Origin of the sequence: Streptomyces sp. NPDC097640 (assembly GCF_040302705.1) — a bacterium.
Lineage (GTDB): Bacteria > Actinomycetota > Actinomycetes > Streptomycetales > Streptomycetaceae > Streptomyces.
This window is the reverse complement of the sequence record NZ_JBEOSB010000003.1, coordinates 1-24378: the sequence shown is the minus strand read 5'-3', so window position 1 is coordinate 24378 and position 24378 is coordinate 1. Positions and strand designations below refer to the sequence as shown.

The 24378-nt window shown below is 69.0% G+C and carries 20 protein-coding genes and 2 pseudogenes; 11 read left to right on the top strand and 11 right to left on the bottom strand.

The genetic code is table 11. The annotated features are described in order from the left end of the window. Positions 1-37 precede the first annotated feature (37 nt). The 3 genes from ABTY62_RS04515 to ABTY62_RS04505 all read right to left on the bottom strand — a co-directional run bounded on the left by ABTY62_RS04515 (position 38) and on the right by ABTY62_RS04505 (position 4191). Positions 38-1444 carry a class II fumarate hydratase gene (locus ABTY62_RS04515; protein ID WP_352127884.1) on the bottom strand — a complete coding sequence of 469 codons (1407 nt, stop codon included), beginning with the start codon at positions 1442-1444 and terminating at the stop codon, positions 38-40. A 99-nt stretch (positions 1445-1543) separates the two neighbouring features. Continuing rightward, entirely contained in the window at positions 1544-3676 is a 2133-nt protein-coding gene (locus ABTY62_RS04510; protein WP_352127882.1) for a bifunctional polysaccharide deacetylase/glycosyltransferase family 2 protein, read from the bottom strand. A gap of 110 nt (positions 3677-3786) precedes the next feature. Continuing rightward, positions 3787-4191, bottom strand: coding sequence for a hypothetical protein (locus ABTY62_RS04505; RefSeq protein WP_352127881.1), 405 nt, complete (start codon positions 4189-4191; stop codon positions 3787-3789). Positions 4192-4351: 160 nt separating this feature from the next. Here ABTY62_RS04505 and ABTY62_RS04500 point away from each other — a divergent pair, with 160 nt between their 5' ends. Further along, entirely contained in the window at positions 4352-5395 is a 1044-nt protein-coding gene (locus tag ABTY62_RS04500; protein ID WP_352127879.1) for a chitinase, read from the top strand. Positions 5396-5405: 10 nt separating this feature from the next. Here the strand turns inward: ABTY62_RS04500 and ABTY62_RS04495 are convergent, their stop codons facing one another. Continuing rightward, complete coding sequence (locus ABTY62_RS04495) at positions 5406-7067, bottom strand: fumarate hydratase (RefSeq protein ID WP_352127878.1); 1662 nt, start codon at positions 7065-7067, stop codon at positions 5406-5408. Between the two features lie 281 nt (positions 7068-7348). Here ABTY62_RS04495 and ABTY62_RS04490 point away from each other — a divergent pair, with 281 nt between their 5' ends. Continuing rightward, on the top strand, positions 7349-8005 hold the full coding sequence (locus ABTY62_RS04490; protein WP_352127877.1) for a DUF1707 SHOCT-like domain-containing protein: 657 nt from the start codon (positions 7349-7351) through the stop codon (positions 8003-8005). 149 nt (positions 8006-8154) lie between these two features. Next, the gene (locus ABTY62_RS04485; protein WP_311727535.1) at positions 8155-8511 is read left to right on the top strand and encodes a WhiB family transcriptional regulator; all 357 of its coding nucleotides are present in this window, start codon (positions 8155-8157) and stop codon (positions 8509-8511) included. Between the two features lie 69 nt (positions 8512-8580). Here the strand turns inward: ABTY62_RS04485 and glpX are convergent, their stop codons facing one another. After that, positions 8581-9612, bottom strand: a complete 1032-nt coding sequence (glpX, locus tag ABTY62_RS04480) for a class II fructose-bisphosphatase (RefSeq protein ID WP_311727536.1) — start codon at positions 9610-9612, stop codon at positions 8581-8583. Positions 9613-9783: 171 nt separating this feature from the next. On the opposite strand from glpX, the gene ABTY62_RS04475 reads away from it, so the two are divergent. After that, positions 9784-10326: a DUF4245 domain-containing protein gene (locus ABTY62_RS04475; RefSeq protein ID WP_352128264.1), complete on the top strand. Its 543-nt coding sequence runs from the start codon at positions 9784-9786 to the stop codon at positions 10324-10326. Between the two features lie 84 nt (positions 10327-10410). On the opposite strand, the gene ABTY62_RS04470 is transcribed toward ABTY62_RS04475, so the two are convergent. From ABTY62_RS04470 to xseA, 3 genes are all read right to left on the bottom strand, one after another. After that, positions 10411-11001: a malonic semialdehyde reductase gene (locus ABTY62_RS04470; RefSeq protein WP_352127876.1), complete on the bottom strand. Its 591-nt coding sequence runs from the start codon at positions 10999-11001 to the stop codon at positions 10411-10413. 134 nt (positions 11002-11135) lie between these two features. Continuing rightward, complete coding sequence (locus tag ABTY62_RS04465) at positions 11136-11429, bottom strand: exodeoxyribonuclease VII small subunit (RefSeq protein ID WP_352127874.1); 294 nt, start codon at positions 11427-11429, stop codon at positions 11136-11138. 10 nt (positions 11430-11439) lie between these two features. Continuing rightward, complete coding sequence (gene xseA, locus ABTY62_RS04460) at positions 11440-12660, bottom strand: exodeoxyribonuclease VII large subunit (protein WP_352127873.1); 1221 nt, start codon at positions 12658-12660, stop codon at positions 11440-11442. Positions 12661-12724: 64 nt separating this feature from the next. On the opposite strand from xseA, the gene ABTY62_RS04455 reads away from it, so the two are divergent. Together ABTY62_RS04455 and ppgK are read left to right on the top strand one after the other, a co-directional pair. Continuing rightward, positions 12725-13735, top strand: coding sequence for a 4-hydroxy-3-methylbut-2-enyl diphosphate reductase (locus ABTY62_RS04455; RefSeq protein WP_352127872.1), 1011 nt, complete (start codon positions 12725-12727; stop codon positions 13733-13735). A 39-nt stretch (positions 13736-13774) separates the two neighbouring features. Further along, entirely contained in the window at positions 13775-14674 is a 900-nt protein-coding gene (ppgK, locus tag ABTY62_RS04450; protein ID WP_352127871.1) for a polyphosphate--glucose phosphotransferase, read from the top strand. A gap of 22 nt (positions 14675-14696) precedes the next feature. Here the strand turns inward: ppgK and ABTY62_RS04445 are convergent. Further along, positions 14697-15392 (bottom strand): annotated as a pseudogene (locus ABTY62_RS04445) (DUF6542 domain-containing protein); the annotation flags it as partial. A 68-nt stretch (positions 15393-15460) separates the two neighbouring features. Between ABTY62_RS04445 and ychF the strand changes: the two are divergent. The 4 genes from ychF (at position 15461) to ABTY62_RS04425 (ending at position 22153) form a co-directional block, all read left to right on the top strand. Then, positions 15461-16549, top strand: coding sequence for a redox-regulated ATPase YchF (gene ychF, locus ABTY62_RS04440; RefSeq protein WP_352127870.1), 1089 nt, complete (start codon positions 15461-15463; stop codon positions 16547-16549). Between the two features lie 384 nt (positions 16550-16933). Further along, a complete protein-coding gene (locus ABTY62_RS04435) occupies positions 16934-17953 on the top strand; it encodes a hypothetical protein (RefSeq protein WP_352127868.1) in 1020 nt (339 codons plus the stop codon). A 103-nt stretch (positions 17954-18056) separates the two neighbouring features. Continuing rightward, on the top strand, positions 18057-19679 hold the full coding sequence (locus ABTY62_RS04430; protein ID WP_352127867.1) for a site-specific DNA-methyltransferase: 1623 nt from the start codon (positions 18057-18059) through the stop codon (positions 19677-19679). Then, positions 19676-22153: a DEAD/DEAH box helicase family protein gene (locus ABTY62_RS04425; protein ID WP_352127866.1), complete on the top strand. Its 2478-nt coding sequence runs from the start codon at positions 19676-19678 to the stop codon at positions 22151-22153. The genes ABTY62_RS04430 and ABTY62_RS04425 overlap by 4 nt, the downstream gene beginning before the upstream one ends. 57 nt (positions 22154-22210) lie before the next feature. Here ABTY62_RS04425 and ABTY62_RS04420 read toward each other — a convergent pair whose 3' ends face one another. Next, positions 22211-22852 carry a hypothetical protein gene (locus tag ABTY62_RS04420; protein WP_352127865.1) on the bottom strand — a complete coding sequence of 214 codons (642 nt, stop codon included), beginning with the start codon at positions 22850-22852 and terminating at the stop codon, positions 22211-22213. Positions 22853-22977: 125 nt separating this feature from the next. Between ABTY62_RS04420 and ABTY62_RS04415 the strand changes: the two are divergent. After that, positions 22978-23621, top strand: a pseudogene (locus tag ABTY62_RS04415) (IS5 family transposase); the annotation flags it as partial. 12 nt (positions 23622-23633) lie between these two features. On the opposite strand, the gene ABTY62_RS04410 reads toward ABTY62_RS04415, so the two are convergent. Further along, a complete protein-coding gene (locus ABTY62_RS04410; RefSeq protein ID WP_352127864.1) occupies positions 23634-24140 on the bottom strand; it encodes a DinB family protein in 507 nt (168 codons plus the stop codon). Positions 24141-24378: the final 238 nt, after the last annotated feature.

The window sequence follows — 24378 nt, the reverse complement described above, 5'->3', positions numbered from 1 at the left end:
GACGGCACCACGCCGTGACCTATACCGCAACACCGCGTTACGGGTGGGTCATCCGCAAGACATCGAGGGCTTCGTCCAACTGCTCGAGGGTCAGCAGCCCCCGCTCCACGTACCCGGACTCCAGGACCACCTCCCGGATGGTCTTCCGCTCGGCCAGCGACTTCTTGGCCACCTTCGCCGCCTCCTCGTAGCCGATGTAGCGGTTGAGGGGGGTGACGACGGAGGGGGAGGACTCCGCGTACTCGCGGGCGCGCTCCGCGTTGGCGGTGATCCCGTCGACGGTGCGGTCCGCCAGCAGCCGGGAGGCGGCCGCCAGCAGCCGGACGGACTCCAGCAGGTTCTTGGCGATGACCGGGAGCATCACATTCAGCTCGAAGTTTCCGGCCGCCCCGGCCCAGGCCACGGTCGCGTCGTTGCCGGTGACCTGGGCGGCCACCATGAGCACCGCCTCGGGGATCACCGGGTTGACCTTCCCCGGCATGATCGAGGAGCCGGGCTGGAGATCGGGCAGGGCGATCTCGGCCAGCCCGGTGCGCGGCCCGGAGGCCATCCAGCGCAGATCGTTTGCGATCTTGGTGAGGGAGACCGCGAGGGTGCGCAGCTGGCCGGAGGTCTCCACCAGGCCGTCGCGCGCGCCCTGCGCCTCGAAGTGGTTACGGGCCTCGGTGAGCGGCAGCCCGGTGGCGCGGGCCAGCTCGGCGATGACGGCGGCGGAGAAACCGGGCGGGGTGTTGATGCCGGTGCCCACGGCGGTGCCGCCCAGCGGCAGTTCGGCCAGCCGGGGCAGCGCGGCGCGCAGCCGCTCGACGCCGTAGCGGACCTGGGCGGCGTATCCGCCGAACTCCTGGCCCAGCGTCACCGGTGTGGCGTCCATGAGGTGCGTACGGCCCGCCTTGACCACCTCCGCGAACTCCGCCGCCTTGCGCTCCAGCGCCGCGGCGAGGTGGTCGAGTGCGGGGATCAGGTCGGCGGTGACGGCCGCGGTGGCCGCGATGTGGATGGAGGAGGGGAACACGTCGTTGGACGACTGGCTGGCGTTGACGTGGTCGTTGGGGTGGACGTCGCGGCCAAGGCGCTCGCTCGCGAGGGTGGCGAGCACCTCGTTCATGTTCATGTTGGAGGAGGTGCCCGAGCCGGTCTGGAAGACGTCGACGGGGAAGTGGTCGTCCCAGCGGCCCTCGGCGACCTGGGCCGCGGCGTCCGCGACGGCCCGCGCGACCTCGGCGTCGACCACGCCGAGCGTGGCGTTCACCGTGGCGGCCGCGGCCTTGATGCGCGCCAGCGCCTCGATGTGCGCGCGCTCCAGGCGCTGCCCGCTGACGGGGAAGTTCTCCACCGCCCGCTGGGTCTGGGCACGCCACTTCGCGTGCGCCGGGACCCGCACCTCACCCATGGAATCGTGCTCGATGCGGTACTTCTCGTCGGACAGCTTCTTATCGGTCATGACACGCCCACCTCCACTCCCGACAGCACCCGCCCGCCCCGCGGTGTTCCCGGCCAGGGGGTGATCTTTGCCCTGGCCCGCCCCGTCCCCGGGGGGCGGTCAGCGTACGGGTTCGGGGGTGGGGGTGCGGGGCGGGTCCACCTCGCCGGTGCGCCGCAGCTTCTGCCACGGCAGCAGCGCCCCGGACGCCGCCGTGACACAGGAGTGCAGCAGCACCAGGTACATCAGCTGCCGGTAGGCGACCTGCTGGAGCGGCAGCGCCAGCAGCGGCCCGTACCGCTCGCCGTCCAGCCGGAAGGCGTACGCCGCGGCGAGCAGCTGGAGCAGCACCAGGGCCCACCAGGCCAGCAGCGACTTCGCCGGGTCGAGGAAGACCACCCCGTACAGCGTGAACAGGTCGATCAGCGGCGCGCACAGCGGCGCGACCACCTGGAAGAGGACCACCAGCGGCATCCCGACCCGGCCGAAGCGCCCGGAGGGGCCATGGTCGACCAGCGAGCGGCGGTGCTTCCACAGCGCCTGCATGGTGCCGTAGCTCCAGCGGTAGCGCTGCCGCCACAGCTGGGCCACCGTGCTGGGCGCCTCGGTCCAGGCGTGGGCGCTGTCCTGGTAGACGACCCGCCAGCCGGCCCGGTGCAGGGCGATCGTGATGTCGGTGTCCTCGGCCAGGGTGTCGGCGCTCATGCCGCCCGCCTCCAGCACGGCGCGGCGGCGGAAGGCGCCGATGGCCCCGGGGATGGTGGGCATGCAGCGCAGCAGGTCGTACATCCGGCGGTCGAGGTTGAAGCCCATCACGTACTCGATGTGCTGCCAGGCGCCGATCAGCCCGGCGCGGTTGCCGACCTTGGCGTTGCCCGCGACCGCGCCGACGCCCGGGTCGGCGAAGGGCCGGACCAGCTCGTGCACGGTGCCGGGTTCGAAGACGGTGTCGCCGTCCATCATCACGATCAGGTCGTAGCGGGCCTCGGCGATGCCGTGGTTGAGCGCGGCGGCCTTGCCCGCGTTCTCCTGCCGCAGCACCCGTACGTTCGGCAGGCCCAGGGCCGTCACGATGTCGCCGGTGCCGTCGGTCGAGCCGTCGTCCACGACCAGGATCTCGATCGGATGGGTGCTGGCGGCCAGCGAGTTCACCGTGTTGGCGATGCACTCCTTCTCGTTGTACGCGGGCACGATCACGCTCACCCGCTCCTCCACCATCCGGCCCCAGGTGAAGCGCCGCCGGTCGCGGGCGCGCCGGTGCCACCACGCGAGCACCAGCATCATCAGCAGCCGCGCGATCACCGCGAGACCCACCACGGCCAGCAGCCAGGCCAGCCCCGGCATGGCGAACTGGGTGAGCGCCGCGGCCCAGATCAGGGCCCGGCCCTGCCAGACGCGCGAGCCGTCGGCCGGGTGGACGGCGGTCCCGGCGCCGAGCGCCCCGGTGACCGTGGTGAAGGTGTAGCCCTTCGCCTTCATCCGCTCGATGTACGTCCCCAGCGCCCGGACGGTCCGCGAGCGGTCGCCGCCCGCGTCGTGGAAGAGCACGGCGGCGCCCTCTCCGGCCTTCGGGGTGGCGTTGCGGATGATCCTTTCGACCGGCGGGCGCTTCCAGTCCTGGCTGTCGACGTCGATGAACGCGCTGATGTAGCCGCGGTCGCCCAGATACCGCTGGACCGGCCAGAGCAGGTCGTCGAGCGCGCCGAGCGTCGAGGCGTACGGGGCGCGGAACAGCGAGCTGGTGATGCCGGCCGCGCCGGCCAGGGCCACCTGGGACTGCGCCAGCTCGCGGTCCACCCGGCCGCGGTCCTGGTAGGCGAGGTCCGAGTGGGTGAAGGTGTGCACGCCGATCTCGTGGCCGGCGGCCCGCACCCGGCGCACCAGGCCGGGGTGGCGGACCACCATCTGGCCGAGCACGAAGAAGGTGCCCGGCACGTCGTGGTCGCGCAGCACCTTCAGGATCTCCGGGGTCCAGCGCGGGTCGGGGCCGTCGTCGAAGGTCAGCGCGATGGTCCGGGCCGGGATGCGGTGGCCGGTGGGCCTGCCGCGGTCGTCGAAGGCGAGCACCGGGCCGCCGGTGCGGACCCGGTCGGGGACGTGATCGGCGCGGAGTGTCCGGTGCACCCGGGCGTCGTTGCCGACCTCGGCGTGCAGATAGCCGTCCAGCAGCATCCCGCAGACCACCGCGACCAGTGTGGCCACCCCGAGCACCAGCCGCAGCTGGGGGACGGCGTGCCGCCCGGCGGCGGCCATCCGGGACACGGTGCGGCGGGGAGCCCGCTGCGGCTGCGGCCGCGGCGGGGGCTCGGCCGCCGGGTGCCGGCGGCGGCGCGGGCGCGGCAGCCTCGGCTGTCTGCCGCCGTTCATCGCGCCTCGGCCCCGGCCGGGCGGTCGGTGTGCCGGGAGGGGGCTCCGGCCATGGCCGGGGGCTTGTGGGGCGGGTGGTGGCCGCGCGGGGCGTCCTTGCCGTCCCGGGCGTCTTTGTCGTCCCGGGCGTCCTTGCCGTCCCGGGCGGCCGGGGCGGCCGGTTCGGCGGTGGCGTCGCTGCCGGGGACCAGGGTGGCCGGGGCGAGGGTGGTGCTGCCCGAGAACCCCGCGCCCAGGAGGGCGGTGTAGCCGAGGACGGCGGCCCCCGCGACCAGGCCCGCGTGCCGCAACAGGCGGGCGCGGCGCCCGGAGAGGTCCACGAACACGGGCCCCGCCGTGGCCTCGTCCGCGGCGAGGAGGCGCGCCGGAGCGCGCTCGGCCACGTCTGACTGTGGGTGCATGAGCGAGAGGCTAATGCAGCAAATAGGATTTTCCGCATATAGGTAAACGACGCGGTGTGTCATAGCTCATGACGGTTCATCCGGTGTGCGAGCTTTGAACGGCGGCCGACGGAGCACTCGGCCAGGCCCGGAGCCCCGTACCGGAAGGAGAGACATTCGCGTGAGGGCCAGATCCACCCCACGCCTGGGCGGCCGCGCCGCGCTCGCCGCGGCGGTCTGCGCCGCCGTCGCCGTCTGGGCCGGTGGCGAGCGGCCGCTCCCGCGGCCCGCCTCCCCGCCCGCGCGCCCGCCCGCACCCGCTGTTGCCCGCGGCCACGCCGATGTACCGCTGGCCCCGTACGTCAGCGCCTGGGCGGCCTCCGGGTACGACATGACCGCGGCCGCGGCGCGCGGCGTCAAGGAGTTCAGCCTGGGCTTCGTCATCGCGGGCGCGGGCTGCGCCCCGGTGTGGGACGGCGGGATCCCGCTGGCCGACCGCGCGCTGGCGGCCCGGATCGCCGCCGTACGCCGGGCCGGGGGCGACGTACGGGTCTCCTTCGGTGGCGCCACCGGGCCGGAGCTGGCCGCGGCCTGCCCCGACGTGGGCCAACTCGCCACCGCCTACGCCACGGTGATCGACCGTTACGGCTTCACCAAGGCCGACTTCGACATCGAGGGCGCCGGTCTGGCCGACCCCGTCTCGGCCACCCGCCGGGCGCGGGCCATCGCGCTGCTCCAGCGCGTCCGGCCGGACCTGGACGTCTCGTTCACCCTGCCCGCCATGCCGTACGGCCTGACCGACGACGGCAGCGCCCTGCTCGCCAACGCCAGGGCCCAGGGCGTCGCCGTCTCGGGCGTGAACATCATGGCCATGAACTACGGCGGCGAGCACACCGGAAACATGGGCCGGTACGCCGTCCAGGCCGCCATCAACGCCCACGGCCGGATCCGCGGCGTCCTCGGCCTCTCCGCGGCCGCGGCCTGGAAGGCGCTCGCCGTGACCCCGATGATCGGTGTCAACGACGTCTCGGGCGAGGTCTTCACGCTCGAGGACGCCGCCGGTCTCGCCCGGTTCGCCGCGGCCAAGGGGATCGGCCGGCTGTCCATGTGGTCCGCGGAGCGCGACCGCCCCTGCCCCGCACGCGACAACGCCCCCGGGCCGGACCCCGCCTGTAGCGGCGTGGCCCAGCGCCCGGGGGCGTTCGAGACGGTGCTGGCCGGCTAGGGCGGTTGGCTCAGCCCTGCGGCCGCACCGGGATGCTGGTGACGAGCGGCTGGGACGGGCCCGGGTCGGTGAAGAAGTCGTTCCCCTTGTCGTCGACCACGACGAACGCCGGGAAGTCCTCGACCTCGATCTTCCAGATCGCCTCCATGCCCAGCTCCGCGTACTCCAGGACCTCCACCTTCTTGATGCAGTCCTGGGCCAGCCGCGCCGCCGGGCCGCCGATCGAGCCGAGGTAGAAGCCGCCGTGCGCCTCGCATGCCTCGGTGACCTGCCGGGAGCGGTTCCCCTTCGCCAGCATGACGTGCGAGCCGCCGGCCGCCTGGAACTGCTCGACGTACGCGTCCATGCGGCCCGCCGTCGTCGGCCCGAAGGAGCCGGAGGCGTAGCCCTCGGGGGTCTTGGCCGGGCCCGCGTAGTAGACGGCGTGGTCGCGCAGGTACTGCGGCATCTCCTCGCCCGCGTCCAGCCGCTCCTTGATCTTCGCGTGCGCGATGTCGCGGGCGACCACGAGCGGGCCGCTGAGCGAGAGCCGGGTCTTGACCGGGTACTTGGTCAGCTCCGCCCGGATCTCGTCCATCGGGCGGTTGAGGTCGATGCGCACCACGTCGTCGTCCGACAGGTGCTCGTCGGTGGTCTCCGGCAGGTACTTGGCCGGGTCGGTCTCCAGCTGCTCCAGGAAGACGCCCTCGGGCGTGATCTTCGCCAGCGCCTGGCGGTCGGCGGAGCAGGAGACCGCGATGGCCACCGGACAGGACGCGCCGTGCCGGGGCAGCCGGACCACCCGCACGTCATGGCAGAAGTACTTGCCGCCGAACTGCGCGCCGATCCCGATCCGCTGCGTCAGCTCGAAGACCTTCTCCTCCAGCTCCTTGTCGCGGAAGCCGTGGCCGGTCGGGGAGCCCTCGGTGGGCAGCTCGTCCAGGTAGTGCGCCGAGGCGTACTTCGCGGTCTTGAGCGCGTACTCCGCGCTGGTGCCGCCGACGACGATCGCCAGGTGGTACGGCGGGCAGGCCGCGGTGCCCAGCGAGCGGATCTTCTCCTCCAGGAACTTCATCATCGAGCCCTCGTTGAGGACCGCCTTCGTCTCCTGGTAGAGGAAGGACTTGTTGGCCGAGCCGCCGCCCTTGGCCATGAAGAGGAACTTGTACGCGCCGCCGTCGGTCGCGTACAGCTCGATCTGGGCGGGCAGGTTGGAGCCGGTGTTCTTCTCCTCCCACATGGTCAGCGGGGCCATCTGGGAGTAGCGCAGATTGAGCTTGGTGTACGCGTCGTAGACGCCGCGCGACAGGGACTCCTCGTCGCCGCCCTCGGTCAGCACGTTCTGCCCGCGCTTGCCCATCACGATGGCGGTGCCGGTGTCCTGGCACATCGGGAGCACGCCCGCGGCCGCGATGTTGGCGTTCTTCAGCAGGTCCAGCGCGACGAAGCGGTCGTTGGGGCTGGCCTCGGGGTCGTCCAGGATGCGGCGCAGCTGGGCGAGGTGGGCGGGGCGCAGATAGTGCGAGATGTCGTGCATCGCCTCGGCCGCGAGCTTGCGCAGCGCCTCCGGCTCGACCTTGAGGAACGTACGCCCGTCGGCCTCGAAGGTGCTCACGCCCTCGGCGGTCACCAGGCGGTACGGCGTGGTGTCCTCGCCCAGGGGCAGCAGGTCCGAATAGGCAAACTCTGGCATGGCGTGGCCATTCCTCACTCGACGGGGCTACGGCTGACTTCGTCGACAGCGGACACCAGCGTAGAACGGGGCCGGGCGCCCGAACCTGTGAGGTCGGGCATACGGACTCCGTCCGTCGAGTCGCCACGACCCCTGGTCGCGATGTAGCCCCTTTGGGATGGCCGTCCTCGCACTGCTCGGCCCTGGGGGCCTCTCAGGCTTCGGCCGGCCGCGCCGGACTCCGTCCGTCGAGTCGCCACGACCCCTAGTCGCGATGTATCGCGACTGGGTACTCTGGTCGCGTGACTGACCAACAGCCGGTGCCATTGACGAAGACCGCGCCCGCCCCCGTGCCCGCCGCGGAGCTGCGGGCCTCGGACGCGGATCGCGACCGGATCGCGGACGTTCTGCGCGAGGCGCTGGCCGAGGGCAGGCTCGACCCCGAAGAGCACGCCGAGCGGATCGACGCGGTCTACCGGGCCAAGACCGTCGGCGAACTGGAGCCCCTGGTCCGCGATCTGCCCTCGCCCGCGGCGAGCGGCCGGTCCGCCGTCCCCGTGTCGGGGCACCCGTACGGGGCCCGGGCCCTGCCCGCCTCCGACAACCTGACGGCGATCTTCGGCGGCGCGACGCGCAAGGGCCGTTGGCGGGTCAGGCGCACCACCCGGGTCCTGGCGATCTTCGGCGGCGTCGAAATCGACCTGACCGAGGCGCTGTTCGAGCACCGGGAGATCGTCATCGACGTCTCCGCCATCTTCGGCGGAGTCGAGATCAAGGTCCCGGAAAACGTCACGGTCCGCGGCGACGGCGGGGGCATTTTCGGTGGATTCGACATCAAGACATACGAGGCGCCGGACCCGGAGGCCCCGGTCATCGTGGTGCGGGGATTCGCCTTCTTCGGCGGTGCCGAGGTCAAGCGCAAGCGCGGAAAACGGCTGAAGAACCTACGTTCATATTGAATTTCCGGCAGGGGCAACGGTGTGCATAAGCACGCGCACAGCGGGTAAGGCTTGGTGCATCGTCTCTCGTACGGCTGATGGGGGTGTCAAGGGGCCGTGCGGGCCAGGCGGGCAAGGGTGACCACCGGAGCCGTCGTCAGGAGTAGACCGTGCTGCAACCGCATCAGCCCCTGCTGGACGCCGCCGTGCCCCCGCAGCGCAGTCCCGCTCGGGATCAGGCAGGCCCCTGGCACTCGGAGGCTGTGTGCCGCCGGGACGAGGCCGGGCTGTTCTTCGCTCCTTCGAAGGAGCCCACGGCTGCGCGGCTGTCGCGGGAAGAGGCCGCCAAGCGCGTCTGTGCGCGCTGCCCGGTCATGGTCGAGTGCCGCGAGCACGCCCTGCTCCAGCCCGAGCCGTACGGGGTGTGGGGCGGGCTGACCGCGGCCGAGCGCCGGGTCGTGCTGGCCCGCCGGCGGCGCCGCGAGGCGGAGCTCCAGCGCACCGTCCGGGTGGCCGCCGCCGGCTGACCGAGACCTGAGAAACCACGCGGCCGGGCCCCGCCGGGGAGGAGGGGCCCGTCCGCGAGCGCATGCCCGCTAGCGCGCGCGGTCGAAGTCGACCGCGGCGTAGGCGCGCAGCTTGGACAGCCGGTGGACCGAGTCGATCTGCCGGATGGTCCCCGACTTGGAGCGCATCACCAGCGACTGGGTGGTCGCGGTCTCCGCGCGGTACCGCACCCCGCGCAGCAGATCGCCGTCGGTGATGCCGGTGGCCACGAAGAACACGTTGTCGCCCCTGACCAGGTCGTCCGTCTCCAGCACCTGGTCGAGGTCATGGCCCGCGTCGATGGCGCGCTGCCGCTCCTCGTCGTCCTTGGGCCACAGCTGGGCCTGGATGGTGCCGCCCAGGCACTTGATCGCGCAGGCCGCGATGATGCCCTCCGGCGTACCGCCGATGCCGAGCAGCAGATCCGCGCCGGCGCCCTCGCGCGCGGCCATGATCGCGCCGGCCACGTCGCCGTCGGAGATGAACTTGATCCGGGCGCCCGCCTCCCGGATCTCCTTGACGATGTTCTCGTGCCGGGGCCGGTCGAGCACGACCACCGTGACGTCCTCGGGGCTGGACTTCTTCGCTTTCGCGATCCGGCGGATGTTGACGCCCACGGGCGCCGTGATGTCGACGAACTCGGCCGCCTCGGGGCCGGTGGCCAGCTTGTTCATGTAGAAGACCGCGGACGGGTCGAACATGGTGCCGCGCTCGGCGACCGCCAGGACGGACACCGCGTTCGCCATGCCCTTGGCGGTGAGCGTGGTGCCGTCCACCGGGTCCACGGCCACGTCGCACTCCGGGCCGGTCCCGTCGCCCACTCGCTCTCCGTTGAAGAGCATGGGCGCTTCGTCCTTCTCGCCTTCGCCGATCACCACGACACCGTTCATGGACACGGTGTGGACGAGGGAGCGCATTGCTTTGACGGCGGCTCCGTCGGCGCCGTTCTTGTCGCCGCGTCCCACCCAGCGGCCGGAGGCCATGGCGCCGGCCTCGGTGACCCGGACGAGTTCCAGGGCCAGGTTGCGGTCGGGCGCCTCGGGGCTGACTTCCAGCTGGGACGGGAGATGATGCTCGGTCATCGGATCGCACCTTTCTGTACGGCGACGGCCGGATGTGAGGGTGTTTTGTACTTGGTGCGGGAGCTGTGGACAGCCCCCCGAAAATCACAGTATCCGCTGATTGCGAATGTGAGCAGAGGGCCCCACGCATGAGCACGACTGTCATGAGGGACGATAGGGGGCGTGGCAGGTATGCGAGGCAAAGAGACGGTGCGGGACATGGTGCTGTCGCTGGCGGCGATAGGCGCCTTCGCGGCACTCATTTACGTCTTCGCCATTCCGCACGACGACAGCAAGAATCCGCTGAAGACGGTCGACTACAGGGTAGAGCTGATCACCGCCCGGCGCGCGGCGCCGTACCCGGTGGCCGCGCCGGAGCCCGGCAGCCTGCCCAAGGGCTGGCGCGCGACCTCGGTGACGTACGGGCCGGTGAAGCTCGCGCAGGCGGAGGGCGACACGGTCTGGCACCTCGGCTTCCTCACCCCGGACGAGGAGTACGTCGCGGTGGAGCAGAGCGACACCAAGGCGGGGCCGTTCATCGCTGACGTCACCCAGCGGGCGGCGAAGACGGACCGGACGGAGCGGATCGACGGCAAGGAGTGGGTCCGCTACGAGGGCGACAAGTACAACGCCCTGGTGCACGCGGAGCCGGGCGCGACCACGGTGGTCACCGGCACGGCGACGTTCGGGCAGCTGACGGAAATGGCCGCCGCGCTCAACTCGGCGAAGGGCTGAGCGCGGCGGCCGGGCGCGCCGCCCCGCGGGGGGACCGGGGCGGCGGCGGTGCCCCGCCGGGGGAAGCGGGGCGGTCCGGGGAGGTCACGCCGTGGTGACGACCTCGTCGTAGGAGAGGCGGGGGCCGCGCGGGAACGAGGCGTTGTCGCCCGGCTTGCCGATGTTGATGATCATCAGTGGGGTGTGGTCGTCGTCCAGGAACTCCTTGCGCACCCCGGCCGGGTCGAAGCCCGTCATCGGGCCGGCGGCCAGACCGGCGGCGCGGATGCCCAGGATGAAGTAGCCGGCCTGGAGCGAGGCGTTCATCGCCGCGGCCTGCTCACGGGCGGCGCGCTCGGCGAAGAAGAGGTCCTTGGCCTGCGGGAAGGCCGGGAAGAGGGTGGGGAGCTCCTCGTGGAACTCGTTGTCCGCGGCCAGGATCGCGACCAGCGGGGCGGTGGCGGTCTTGGCCCGGTTGCCCTCGGACATGTGCGGGACCAGGCGCTCACGGGCCTCGGCCGAGCGGACCAGCACGACGCGCAGGGGCGACTGGTTGAAGGCCGTGGGGGCGTACTTGATCAGGTCGTAGATCGCCTGGACCTGCTCGTCGGACACCGGCTCGTCGGTGAAGGTGTTGGCGGTGTGGGCCTCGCGGAAGAGGAGGTCCTGGGCGGTGGGGTCGAGGGCGAGAGACATGGTCGTGCGCAACCTTCTGCTTGCTGTGGGGGTGGTGCTTACGAAGCCCCACCATACGCGATTTAGGTTAACGTTCAACTAAATCGCGGGCGGGGTGCTCCGAATCACAGCGACTGATCGCGTCGGCTCGCCCGTCAGCCTTCGCCGTCCCCCTCGTCTCCGGCCCCGGCCCCGCCCTGGCCCGCGTCCGCCGTCTCGGCCAGCGCCGCGTCCAGCCGAGCGCGAGCGCCCTCCAGCCAGCGGCGGCAGACCTTCGCCAGCTCCTCGCCCCGCTCCCACAGGGCGAGCGACTCCTCCAAGGTCGTACCGCCGGCCTCCAGGCGGCGCACCACCTCGACCAGCTCGTCCCGCGCCTGCTCATATCCGAGCGTGGACGCCTCGGCCGCGCTCCCGGCGGCCTTCGTGGCCTTCTGATCCGTCTTCGCCATACCGCACAGCCTATTCAGGGGGGCTGACAACGGCGCGAACCGCGAACTCGCCCTCGGCGACCCGGGCCCGGAGCTCCTCGTCCGCGCTCACCTCGGCCGCGGCCCGCACCACCGACCCGTCCGCGTGCTGGAGCACCGCATAGCCGCGCCGCAGCGTCGCGGCGGGGGAGAGCGCCACCACCCGGGCGTGGGTGTGCGTCAGCTCCGACTCCGCCCGGTCCAGCAGATGCCCGAGGCAGCGCCGGCCGCGGTCCAGCAGCCCCGAGACCTGCTCGGCCCGCTCGTCCACCATGCGCTGCGGCCGGCGCAGGCACGGGCGCGCCAGGGCCGCCGCGAGCCCCCGCTCCTCCCGGTCCAGCAGCCCGCGCACGCTGCGCAGCCCGCGCTCGCGCAGCTGCTGGATCCGCACCAGCTCCTCGCCCACGTCCGGCACGATCTTCTTGGCCGCGTCGGTGGGCGTGGAGGCGCGCAGATCGGCGACCAGGTCCAGCAGCGGCGAGTCCGGCTCGTGACCGATCGCCGAGACCACCGGGGTGGCGCAGGCCGCCACGGCCCGCACCAGCTGCTCGTCGGAGAACGGCAGCAGATCCTCCACGCTGCCGCCGCCGCGCGCCACGATGATCACGTCCACCTCGGGCAGCGCGTCCAGCTCCTGGACCGCCTCGATCACCTGGGGGACGGCGTGGACGCCCTGCACGGCGACATTGCGCACCTCGAAGCGGACCGCGGGCCAGCGCAGCCGCGCGTTCTCCAGCACATCGCGCTCGGCCGCCGAGGCCCGCCCGCAGACCAGCCCTATCAGCTGCGGCAGAAAGGGCAGCGGCTTCTTGCGGTCGGCCGCGAACAGGCCCTCCGCCGCCAGCGACTTCTTCAGCAGCTCCAGCCGGGCCAGCAGCTCCCCGACCCCGACCGGCCGGATCTCGGTGGCCCGCAGGGACAGCTGGCCGCGCGGCGCGTACCACTCCGGCTTGGCGAGCACCACCACCCGCGCGCCCTCGGTGACCGTGTCCGCGACCTTGTCGAAGACGGCGCGGAAGCAGGTGACGGTGAGCGAGATGTCGTACGAGGGGTCGCGCAGGGTCAGAAACACCACCCCGGCGCCCGGGCGCCGGGACAGCTGGGTGATCTGCCCCTCGACCCACACCGCCCCGAGCCGGTCGATCCATCCCCCGATCAGCCGGGACACCTCGCCGACCGGGATCGGCGCCTCAGCGGATGTGTTGACAGCCATGTGCGGGAGCGTATCGGCCGCCGCCGACAATGACCCGGGTCCACGGCCCCCTACCATGGTGAACATGACCGCAACGACAGCCCGCCGGGTCCTGCTCGCGGCCCCCCGGGGCTACTGCGCCGGCGTGGACCGTGCCGTAATCGCCGTCGAGAAGGCCCTGGAGCAGTACGGGGCGCCGATCTACGTGCGCAAGGAGATCGTCCACAACAAGTACGTCGTGCAGACCCTCGAGAAGAAGGGCGCGATCTTCGTCGACGAGACGGAGGAGGTGCCCGAGGGGTCCATCGTGATCTTCTCGGCCCACGGCGTCGCGCCCGTCGTCCACGAGGAGGCGCGGCAGCGCCGGCTCGCCACCATCGACGCGACCTGCCCGCTGGTCACCAAGGTCCACAAGGAAGCGGTCCGGTTCGCCAAGGAGGACTACGACATCCTCCTGATCGGCCACGAGGGCCACGAGGAGGTCATCGGCACCAGCGGCGAGGCGCCCGACCACATCACCCTCGTCGACGGCCCGAAGGACGTGGAGAACGTCCAGGTCCGCGACGAGTCCAAGGTCGTCTGGCTGTCCCAGACCACGCTCTCCGTCGACGAGACGATGGAGACCGTGGACGCGCTCAAGCAGCGGTTCCCGGGGCTCGTCAGCCCGCCCAGCGACGACATCTGCTACGCCACGCAGAACCGCCAGATCGCGATCAAGCAGGTCGCCGCCGAGGCCGACCTGGTGATCGTCGTCGGCTCCAAGAACTCCTCCAACTCGGTGCGGCTGGTCGAGGTCGCCCTCGGCGCCGGCGCCAAGGACGGCCACCTGGTCGACTTCGCCGACGAGATCGACGAGGCATGGCTGGAGGGCGTGACGACGGTCGGCGTGACCTCGGGCGCCTCGGTGCCGGACGTGCTGGTCGAGGGCGTGCTGGAGTGGCTGGCCGAGCGCGGCTTCGGGGATGTCGAGGTCGTCCAGCCGATGCGGGAGAGCCTGACCTTCTCGCTGCCCAAGGAGCTGCGCCGCGACCTGAGGTCCGAGGCCGCGGCCGCGACGGCCGACGCCACCCCGGCCGCCCCCTCCCGGGACGCGTGAGCGGCCCATCCGGCGGCTCCACCCTCTAGCCTTCTGACCATGCAATCGACGCACTCCGCACCGCAGTCGCAGCCCGAGCCCGCAGACTCCGCCGCCCGGCCGGAGGGTTCCGGCCACCTCACGGGCCATGTCCTGGGCGTGGACATCGGGGGCTCGGGCATCAAGGGCGCCCCGGTGGACCTGGTGCGCGGGGACCTGGCCGAGGAGCGCTTCAAGGTCCTGACCCCGCAGCCGTCCACGCCCGACGCGGTCGCCGACCGGGTCCGGGAGGTCGTCGACTCCTTCAACTGGAGCGGGCGGCCGGTCGGGGTGACCTTCCCGGGCGTGGTGACCGGCGGTACGACGCGCACCGCCGCGAACGTCGACAAGAGCTGGATCGACGTCGACACGGCGGCGCTGCTCGGCGAGCGGCTCGGGTGTCCGGTGACGGTCCTCAACGACGCGGACGCGGCCGGCGTCGCGGAGATGACCTTCGGCGCCGGGCGCGACCGTACGGGCACGGTCATCCTGCTCACCTTCGGGACCGGCATCGGCAGCGCGGTCTTCACCGGCGGGCGCCTGGTGCCCAACACCGAGCTGGGCCATCTGGAGCTGAGCGGCCACGAGGCGGAGAAGCGGGCCTCGACCAAGGTCAAGGACGACCACGGCCTGACCTGGCACCAGTGGGCGCACCGGGTGCAGAAGTACCTGGAGCACGTGGAGATGCTGTTCTCGCCCGAGCTGTTTGTGATCGGCGGCGGGGTGAGCCGCAAGTCGGAGAAGTTCCTGCCGCTGATCGAGGGGATCAAGGCCGAGATCGTGCCTGCGCAGCTTCAGAACAACGCGGGGATCGTGGGGGCCGCGATGGCCGCCCGGGCCGCGACGGCCGGTCCGGCCGGTCCGGCCGGGGATCCCGGCTCCGCTGCCGCTCCCACTGATGCCGCTGGTTCCGCCGGCTGACCATCGCGCCCTTGCGCGCCAGGACGATCAGCGAGGCCAGCAGGGTTCCGGCGTAGAGCCAGCCGGCGTTCAGCGCCAGTGAGGTGAAGACGCCCATCGCCTGCCCGGCCAGGCCGTCCGACCCGTCGTTGATCGGCACCAGCCCGAACGTGAACGCGATCGGCGCCCCGACCGGCGCCGCCGCGAGGTCCGCCGGGCGCACCCACAGCCCGCACGCCGCGCTCACCAGCAGGAAGACCGTGCCGTAGGCGGTGGTGGAGGCGGAGAACAGCAGCGTGTCCAGGCACCCGAAGGTCAGCAGGGCGACGGTGGCCAGCAGACCCGCGCCGAAGCCGGTCAGGCGCGGGGTGGGATAGCGCAGCCCGGCCACCGCGCGCCGCACGGCCGGCCCCACGCCCGGCCCGCGCCGCCGCGGCGCGGCGGCGGCGGACGACGGCGGCACGCGCCGCTTCGCCTCGCCCGCCTCGCCCGCCCCGCCTCTGCGCCGGTCCCTGCCCGCGTTCCTGTCGTCCGCGTCGTCGTCCGCCGCGGGGCGGGGCGGCGGGGCGGCGTAAGAGCGGCGCGGCGTACGGGTGCTGTATGGCTCCACCCGACCAACGTAGGTCGAGGGGCGGCGGGAATCCGGCGTTGGACACGCCCTTCGCAGGACCTTGGCAGTGTGTTCGACCGATTGTCGGTCCGGCCGGGTGACACGGGGCGGCCCCGTAGACTGGTGCATCGGCCCCGCAGCGGGCCTCGTCCCTGTCGTCACATTCTCGCTACGGGAAGTTACGGGAAGTCGCCAACGTGTCGCTCACGATCGGAATCGTCGGTCTGCCGAATGTCGGCAAGTCGACCCTGTTCAACGCCCTGACCAAGAACGACGTGCTGGCGGCCAACTACCCGTTCGCCACCATCGAGCCCAATGTCGGCGTCGTCGGCGTCCCCGACCCCCGCCTCGACACCCTCTCCGGGATCTTCGGCTCGGCCCGCAAGCTCCCCGCCACGGTCGACTTCGTCGACATCGCGGGCATCGTCAAGGGCGCCTCCGAGGGCGAGGGCCTGGGCAACAAGTTCCTGGCGAACATCCGCGAGTCCGACGCGATCTGCCAGGTCATCCGCGCCTTCAAGGACGAGAACGTCGTCCACGTCGACGGCAAGGTCTCGCCCAAGGACGACATCGAGACGATCAACACCGAGCTGATCCTGGCCGACCTCCAGACCATCGAGAAGGTGCTGCCGCGCCTGGTCAAGGAGTCGCGGATCCAGAAGGACAAGCAGGCCCAGGTCAAGGCCGTCGAGGAGGCCAAGGACATCCTCGAGGAGGGCCGCACCCTCTTCTCCGCCGGCATCGTCCAGGGCACCGAGCGCGCCGCCGTCCTCCACGAGCTGCACCTGCTCACCACCAAGCCCTTCCTCTACGTCTTCAACGTCGACGAGGACGAGCTCACCGACGACGCCTTCAAGGAAGAGCAGCGCGCCCTCGTCGCCCCCGCCGAGGCGATCTTCCTCAACGCCAAGCTGGAGGCCGACCTCGCCGAGCTCGACGACGAGGAGGCCCTCGAGCTCCTCCAGTCCGTGGGCCAGGACGAACCCGGCCTCGCCACCCTCGCCCGCGTCGGCTTCGACACCCTCGGCCTCCAGACCTACCTCACGGCCGGCCCCAAGGAGTCCCGCGCCTGGACCATCAAGAAGGGCGCGACCGCCCCGGAGGCGGCCGGTGTGATCCACACCGACTTCCAGAAGGGCTTCATCAAGGCCGAGGTCATCTCCTTCGAGGACCTGGTCGCCACGGGCTCGGTCGCCGAGGCCCGCGCGGCGGGGAAGGCCCGGATGGAGGGCAAGGAGTATGTGATGCGGGACGGGGATGTGGTGGAGTTCCGCTTCAACGTGTGACGGGTCACGTAGCACGGGACTCCTGATCTAGCAAACGTGCAGGTCAGAGGGGGTTGGTTCCTTCGGGAGTCGGCCCCCATTTCATTCCCGTGCTGACTTGGCGCTGACCTGGAAGCACCGCCCATCACCCCTCCGCATCCCTCCCGTGCTGGTTTGGTGCTGACTTTTGCGGGCCGGTTCGGGAGCTCTGTTCTGACGACCCGTCGGGGGGTTGTGGGACTTCCGAACCATCTCTCATCCGCCCGGAGTACGAGTTCCAAGATCCAGAAGATACCTCTCTCTGTCGAACAAAAGTTCAATGTTCTATTGAATCGGAATCAATGGTTCCAACCCTCGGGGGGGGGGGTACCTGCCGTGCCCGTCTGTCGTACGACTGTTTCCCGTGTGCTCGCCCTCCCTGCGAGAGGCGAGCTCCAGAGGAAAACTGCGATACTCGGGTACGGACTCCTCGCATCAGTCATCGCCTACACAGGGACCCTCAGCCTCTCGCAGACGTCGCACGCACCGACCGCCAAGAGCCGTCCGGCCACCGCTGCGCCCGACGTGGACCCGGAACGGGGCGATGTGTACCGCAGTGAGCCAGAGACGGGCTACGTGCCCACCTACTTCGACGGCAGGGGCGGCATCGCGGGTGTTCCGCTCACCGAAGAGCAGCGCCAGGCGATCATGAAGGAAGCCATCCGCCGGGGCCTGTCCAAGGAGGACGCTCACGCCCTGGCGTACGGGGAGAACGACGAGTTCACCAAGCCCGCACAGCCCGTCAAGCCCGATGCAGTCGAGAAGGGAGGCGGGGGTACGGAGATCTTGGCTAGCGGTCCGCTGTACCGCGAGGTGGCGCCATCTGAGGAACGCAAACCAGCCGACTCCGACCGTCAAGCTGGGCGAAACGCCCCTTCCGTGCGCGAGCATCATGGCAAGAAGTCCGAAGACCCTGCACAGGACACCGGGAAGGAAGGCGAGGAACCGAAGGGCACGCTGGGCAAGCTCGGCGATACCGTTCGCGAGGCCGTCCCCGATCCAGTAGAGGATCTGGTGGACACGCTAATGCCGTTCAGGAGCTACATGGTGGTGATCAGCCAGCCTGGCACGGTTCCAACGTTCGACGTGTCCGAGCCGGACGTCGAGGGCGTGGTGACGGTTACGGCTGAGTCGCAGGTCACCGACACCATGACCGTCACGGTCGAGGTGACTGCACCGGTTGAGGCGACACCGGACGCTCCACCGTGCGTTGTTTCTGTGACGGTGACGGACCCGCAGACGGATGAAGTGATGGTGCCGACGGACACCGAAACCGTGGATTCCGCAGGAGAAGTGCCGAGGGTCGCGATCGGCGAGGTGGTTGAGGCGGTCGTTTCTGCGGCAGAGGGGGACAGCTCCCTCGGCGCCGGCGAGGGTCGAGGGTGAGACGGCACGGCTGAGGCGTTTGTGCCGGTCGAGTGGCGAACCAGCCTTCGGTGTCAGTGCGCCCCGGTACGCTTCTCAAGTCACCACAGTTGGAGGAAAAGACATGGGCACCTCGGGGCGTCTCAGCCTGTCTTGGATCAATAAGGACAGGTCGCTCATCAGCGCTCAGGATGGCGGCTACGAGTGGGTCGATCGGGATGACTTCCGGGTGACCGAGACACGTCTCCTCCGCGATGTCGCGACGGTAGGAGAGGTGCATGACGACCTCAAGCGCGCCGAAGACAACCTGCTGATTGCGGGGGACAGCGGGGATGCGCTCAGGGCTCTCACGAGACTCCCGGAGTTTGCGCAGAAGTATCGCGGTAAGGTCAAGCTCGCATATATCGACCCTCCCTTTAATACGGGGCAAGCCTTCGACCACTATGACGATGGCGTGGAGCACTCGGTCTGGCTCACAATGATTCGTGATCGACTGCTGCTCATTCGTGATCTTCTTGCGGATGATGGAACCGTGTGGGTGCATCTCGACGACTCGGAAATGGCGTACTGCAAGGTACTTCTGGATGAGGTCTTCGGGCGGTCAAATTTCGTCGCAACGGTTGTGTGGGAAACCGATGCGGGTAGAAGGAATGACACTGCAATCAGCACGGTGCAGGACTACATTCTGGTATTTGCAAAGAACTGGAATGCGTGGCGCCCCACCAGAAACCTCCTCCCGCGCACTGCTGATCAGGAAAAGCGATACAAGAATCCCGATGGTGATCCCCGAGGGCCGTGGCTCCAGGGGGCGGACAGCACGGCAAAATCCGGCTCGGACGCCATGCGATATCCGGTCACGCTACCTTCGGGCCGTGTCGTAACGCCCCCGAGTGGTGTCTACTGGCGTTTCTCTAAAGCGAACTTTGAACTTGCGCTTCATGAAGGCCGCGTTTACTTCGGCAAAGATGGCGACAGGATGCCCATCGTCAAGAGGTATCTCACCGAAGTTCAAGGAGGTGTTGTTCCTCGGACGTGGTGGCCGGCCGCAGAGGTCGGGAGCAACATGGGTGCGAAGCGCGACCATTTCCGAAAGATGTTCCCCGACGTTCCCGCCTTCGCTACGCCGAAGCCCGAAGGTCTCATGGAGCGCGTAATCACCATCGCATCCAATCCGGGCGACATTGTGCTCGACTGTTTTGGTGGGTCGGGAACTACGGCTGCGGTCGCACACAAGATGGGTAGGCGCTGGGTCACTGTCGAGCGAGAGCGTGCCACTATCGAGACCTTTGTGCGACCTCGCCTTGAGATGGTCGTAAATGGAGAAGAGCCCGGCGGTGTTACCGCTGCCGTTGGCTGGGAAAAAGGCGGCGGCTTCCGCCAGCTGGAAGTTTCTCCGTCCATGTATGAACGCCTGGGCAACCGGCTCCTCCTCGCGCCTTGGGTGACCGGCGACGACTTTGCCGAAGCCGCCTGTGCGCAGATCCCCGGTTTCGAATTGGAACCAGACCCTGAGCCACCGTTCGTCGGTCGCAAGGGGCGTCAACGACTTGCGGTTGTTGACGGGTTGGTCTCTGAGAGCACGGTTCAGTCAATCGTTGACGGGCTGAATGACGACGAGCGAGTTCTCATTGTGGCCAAGAGCTACCTTCGTGAGGCGGCCAGCCTTCTCGCCAACCTCAGCCCAGGCTCGCGGATCAAGAAGGCTCCCCAGGACCTGTTGGACATGAAGGGACGTGTGCTGCGTTGAGTTGGATCACGTACGACCAGGCGGCGATCGAGGGCCTGGCGACCCGTATGGAATTGCGGGACCCCAACCGGCGTGCGGTGTCCAAGGCCGTCGAGGAGATTCAGTCCGGGGACGGACGCGAGATCGTCTGTGACCTCGCTACCGGTGTAGGCAAGACCTACATCCTCCGGGCTTTGATCGACTACCTTGCCGAGCAGGGTGTGCGCAACATCCTGATTGTCACTCCTGGCAAGACGATCCAGAAGAAGACGGTAGCCAACTTCGATCCTGGCCATCCCAAGTTCGTTCCAGGAGCGGAATACGAGCCGCTCGTCATCCATCCGGAAAACTATGCTGGTGGCCGCGTCGGCGACGCGCTACACGATCCGGATGCACTGAAGGTCTTCATCTTCAACGTGCAGTTGCTGACGAAGCCAACCGCGAAGACCTCTCGCGCTGCCCACTTGACCGATGAGTTCATCGGGACTGCGCTGTACGACCACCTGCGCGAGGCTGATGACTTGGTCATCATCGCCGATGAGCATCACGTGTACCGGAGCGAGGCGAAGAAGTTCCACGAAGCAGTTCGGGATCTTGAACCTCGCGCACTTGTCGGTCTGACGGCAACCCCTGATGAGGCCGACCGCAAGGTTCCCGGCCGGGTGGTGTTCCAGTACTCGCTTGCGGAAGCCATCGCGGATGGGCTGGTGAAGATCCCGGTCATCGTCTACCGGGAGGACGGCCATACGGACATCGCCACTCAGCTCGCTGATGCCTGTCAGCTGCGCCGGGTGAAGGAGGAGACGACTCGGGATTGGGCCGAGCAGAACGGGCGTCCCATGGTCAATCCCGTTCTCTTCGTGGTGTGCCAGAGCGTCGCAGAGGCTACGGAAGTAGCCGACATGCTGGCTGGCCCGGGGTTCATCGGCGAGGCCGGGGCGGTCTTGCAGATCACCTCGGGGAGCAAGGAGGACGCGCTCGAAGCCCTTGCCGGCATCGAGGACTCAGATTCCCCGGTTCGGGCCGTGGTGTCGGTCAACATGCTCAAGGAGGGTTGGGACGTCAAGAACATCAGCGTGATCGTCGCGCTGCGTACTCTTGCCTCTGAGACCCTCACCGAACAGATCCTGGGCCGCGGTCTTCGCCTGCCCTACGGGAAGCGCGTTGGCTTCTCGATGGTCGACACCGTCGACATCATCGCGCACGACTCGTACCGAAAACTGCTGGCAGCGAAGGAAGCCCTTCTGGAGCACGTCCTTCCTCAGAAGGGTCAACAGGGCGCCGCCCCGGTGTCCAAGCCTGGTGGCACAAGCTCTCTGCCGGCGTATAGCGAGGTGGAGACTCAGGGGATGCTGGTCTTCACCGCCGAGGCGCCTGTCAGGGACGGCGGTTTCGACACAGAGACGTCCGAGACTGCCTTCATCGGCATGGCGGACATGGAGCACCGGCTTGCCGAGGCCGGGGTCGAGAAGGCGCAGATCCCGCAGGTCATGAGGCCTGCCGAGGGGGCGCCGCCCATTACGTTCCCCAGCAAGCGGCTGCTGGAGAAGCCGGACACGTACAGTCTGTCCTTCGTGAACCCTGGCGCCGTCGCGAACATGGGGAAGCGCTTCAAGGACGTGATAGAAGTCGACCTGAAGAAGGTCGCTTTGAACGCCACCCGAGGACTGGACGGCCAGGTTTCTGGAATCCAAGAGCAGGTGCTGAAGTCCGAGGTCGCGACCCAGCGGAGCTGGCCGATCGCGAAAGTCAGGGAGGACCTTGAAGAACGGATTCTCAACCTGCCGCAGTTGAAGCTCACAACCGATGAGGTCGAGGCCGCGCAGAAGATCGTTCACACGTTCCTGAGTGCGGCGATCGAGGGTGCGGCGATTGAGATCGACGCGGAGGACAACACGCCCTGGGAGGAAGCCCGGGCAGATCTCGCACTGTCGCAGTTGGAGAATCTGGTGGTCTCCAGCTTCAAGCAGAAGCTCGCGACGACCGAGCACGAGTTCGTCACGGTCACCATTCCGCCTCCGGTTCAGCCGATGCCGCGGCCGACGATGTCGAAGATGCAGATCGCCGGCAAGGTGATCCGAGGCACGGGTTACACGGACTGGACCAGTTCCATTCTTCCTGTCGTGCACTTCGACGCACTGTCCACCGAGGTCAAGCTCGCCAACCTGATGGACGACAGCTCCAAGGTTGAGTGGTGGCTGCGACTCGAATCGCGTAGCGGTACGTACATCCAGCTCGACAACGGGGCGCGCTACTACCCGGACTTCATCGCCATAGACAAAGACGGTGTGCACTGGCTTGTCGAGGGTAAGTCCAACGCCGAGGCATCCAGCGAGTCGGTCCTTGCAAAGAAGGCCGCCGCTGAGTCGTGGGCGAAGGAAGTGACCGAACTTGGTCAGTTCGGGACTTGGAAGTACCTGTTCGCCACCGAGGAACATCTGAGTCAGTCGAACAGCTGGGACACCCTGCTGACCGTCACTGGTGCCCGAGGGTAGAAATCGGAAGATGGCGGAGGAGCCCCCGCCGTTCAGACTGGGGCTCCTCCGTGGCGGCTATCGACGGGTGATCTCCTGCTCGATGGTGGTGGCAATGGTCGGCCAAGGGACAGCAAGCGCCGCAATCGTCGTCCAGTACTGGTGCGTTGATCGAACTGCGGCGCTTACTCCGAGGCGGATCGATTCGGGCGTGAGCGTGCCAAGGACTCGCCGGGTTGCTCCGCCCGCGCCCCGTGCCGCAGGCATGATGCCGTTGCCGATCAGAAGCGTCGCTGTGCGGAGTGCGTCCAAGGTGGAAGGAGAGGCCGCTCCAGCGAGAGGCCCGAAGATCAGTTCGTTCCAACTTTGCAGGGTCCGGGCCCAGGCCAAGCGTTCGAGGCTAGCGCCGAGGTCGACCGCCATGCATTGTGGATTGTCCGCGTTCCACAGGAGAACAATGTCGCCTAGCGTGAGGTCCAAGTGCCGAAACCGCAGGGTGATTCCCTGGACTTGGCGGCGTTGCCACACCATGACCCGGCCGTAGATGCTTATGTGCCGGGCATGGAAGCCGAGTTGGGAGAGTATGGAGAGCCAGCCGTCGAGTATCGCCCCATATTCCTCGATGTCGTCGATGGGCTGGACACAGGAGACATTGACGAAAGAGGTCAGAAACCCGTCACGCAGTTCTCCGGAGTCGGTGCGTTGGCCGGTGAATCGCACTACAGGTTGAGGGATGAAGCCCCGGCGGTAGGTTCCTGAGCAGCCGTCCTTGTGAGAAGTGGATCGAGGGCCTGGACAGCCGAGATGGTCAGTTCGGTCTCGCGCCCTGGGACGGGATCTTCGCGGCCGTCCTGGCTGACGCCGACGCGGAAGGCCGGATCGACTGGTCGATGGTGAGCGTCGATTCGACCTCCTGCCGGGCCCATCAGCACGCCGCCGGGGCTCGTAGGAAACCGCCACGCGTGCCGGGGGAAGACGCCCGCCTCGGAGGCACCGCCCCGACGAGGGACTCGGACGCTCCCGGGGCGGCCTGACCTGCAAGATCCACCTGGCCGGTGAGGGTGGACGCCGCCCCATGGCCCTGCTGATCACTCCGGGCCAGTGGGGCGACGCTCCGCAGCTCATTCCGGTCATGGAACGCATCCGTGTTGGCCGCCCCGGTGGCGGACGCCCTCGCACGCGGCCCGACCATCTCGGCGGCGACAAGGCGTACTCCTCCCACCGCAACCGCCGCTACCTGCGACGACGCCAGATCAAGCACACCATCCCCGAACCGAAGAACCAGCGGGCCAACCGCCAACGAAGGGGCAGCAAGGGCGGCCGACCTGTCGGCTTCGACAAGACGATCTGCAAGCGACGGAACGAAGTCGAGCGGACGATCAACGGGTTGAAGAACTCCTGGGCCGTGGCCACGAGGTTCGACAAGCGCGGCTACATCTTCCACGGCACCGTCACCGTCGCGTCGATCCGACTCTGGCTCCGCCCGTGATCTCCGCCGGATCTAGTCGCCGGTCGTGCCGTCGAGCATCTCGCGCAGGATGTCCAGGTGGCCGTTGTGGCGGGCCGTCTCCTCGGTGAGATGGAGGAGGATCCAGCGCAGGTCGACGTGGAGGCCGTTGCGGACGGTTCGCTGGGCATGCTTGTCCAGGCCGTTCCCGGCGACCAGTTCGCGGTAGTAGGCGCTCTGTTCGGCGTATTCGTCGAGCAACTGCGTGAGCGGGAAGTCGACGGCGATACGCATCTCGCGGTCGGGGTCCTCCTCGGTCCAGGGGCCCCGGTCTTCCTCGCCGAGGAAGACCACTTGGAACCAGTAGTACTCGACCCAGCGGAGGTGGTTGATCACTCCGCTCATGGTCATCAGCGGTGAGCCCGGCAGGAGCGCCTTGCGTGCGTTCTCCGCAGAGACGCCATCGCACTTGGCGCGGGCGGTGTCACGCGCGTAGTCGAGAAACGTGGTGAGCTGGGTGCGCTCGTCCCACGCGGGAGGCGTGTCATCGATTCTGGTCATCGCGCGAAGCGTCCCCGACCACCGCGACCGATGTCCAGGTATTTATCGACGGACCCAACCTGCTCCACCCAACTCCTTGTCCGGCGGGTCGCTACAGCGATCCAGCGCCGGTGGGCCGCCCGACATGATCCGCCGTACAGGCCCTAGTGTGATGCGCCGGAAATCGCGGGCTTAAGTCTGTAGGCTGTTTTCATGTCCCGGGGTCCTCGTGCCGTCGAGGTTGTGCTGTCCGATGATG

Excerpts from the sequence above, each read along its gene's own strand:
- ABTY62_RS04515 (WP_352127884.1), bottom strand. The coding sequence starts at position 1,444 with ATGACCGATAAGAAGCTGTCCGACGAGAAGTACCGCATCGAGCACGAT.
- ABTY62_RS04510 (WP_352127882.1), bottom strand. The coding sequence starts at position 3,676 with ATGGCCGCCGCCGGGCGGCACGCCGTCCCCCAGCTGCGGCTGGTGCTC.
- ABTY62_RS04505 (WP_352127881.1), bottom strand. The coding sequence starts at position 4,191 with ATGCACCCACAGTCAGACGTGGCCGAGCGCGCTCCGGCGCGCCTCCTC.
- ABTY62_RS04495 (WP_352127878.1), bottom strand. The coding sequence starts at position 7,067 with ATGCCAGAGTTTGCCTATTCGGACCTGCTGCCCCTGGGCGAGGACACC.
- glpX (WP_311727536.1), bottom strand. The coding sequence starts at position 9,612 with ATGACCGAGCATCATCTCCCGTCCCAGCTGGAAGTCAGCCCCGAGGCG.
- ABTY62_RS04475 (WP_352128264.1), top strand. The coding sequence starts at position 9,784 with ATGCGAGGCAAAGAGACGGTGCGGGACATGGTGCTGTCGCTGGCGGCG.
- ABTY62_RS04470 (WP_352127876.1), bottom strand. The coding sequence starts at position 11,001 with ATGTCTCTCGCCCTCGACCCCACCGCCCAGGACCTCCTCTTCCGCGAG.
- ABTY62_RS04465 (WP_352127874.1), bottom strand. The coding sequence starts at position 11,429 with ATGGCGAAGACGGATCAGAAGGCCACGAAGGCCGCCGGGAGCGCGGCC.
- xseA (WP_352127873.1), bottom strand. The coding sequence starts at position 12,660 with ATGGCTGTCAACACATCCGCTGAGGCGCCGATCCCGGTCGGCGAGGTG.
- ABTY62_RS04455 (WP_352127872.1), top strand. The coding sequence starts at position 12,725 with ATGACCGCAACGACAGCCCGCCGGGTCCTGCTCGCGGCCCCCCGGGGC.
- ppgK (WP_352127871.1), top strand. The coding sequence starts at position 13,775 with ATGCAATCGACGCACTCCGCACCGCAGTCGCAGCCCGAGCCCGCAGAC.
- ABTY62_RS04430 (WP_352127867.1), top strand. The coding sequence starts at position 18,057 with ATGGGCACCTCGGGGCGTCTCAGCCTGTCTTGGATCAATAAGGACAGG.
- ABTY62_RS04410 (WP_352127864.1), bottom strand. The coding sequence starts at position 24,140 with ATGACCAGAATCGATGACACGCCTCCCGCGTGGGACGAGCGCACCCAG.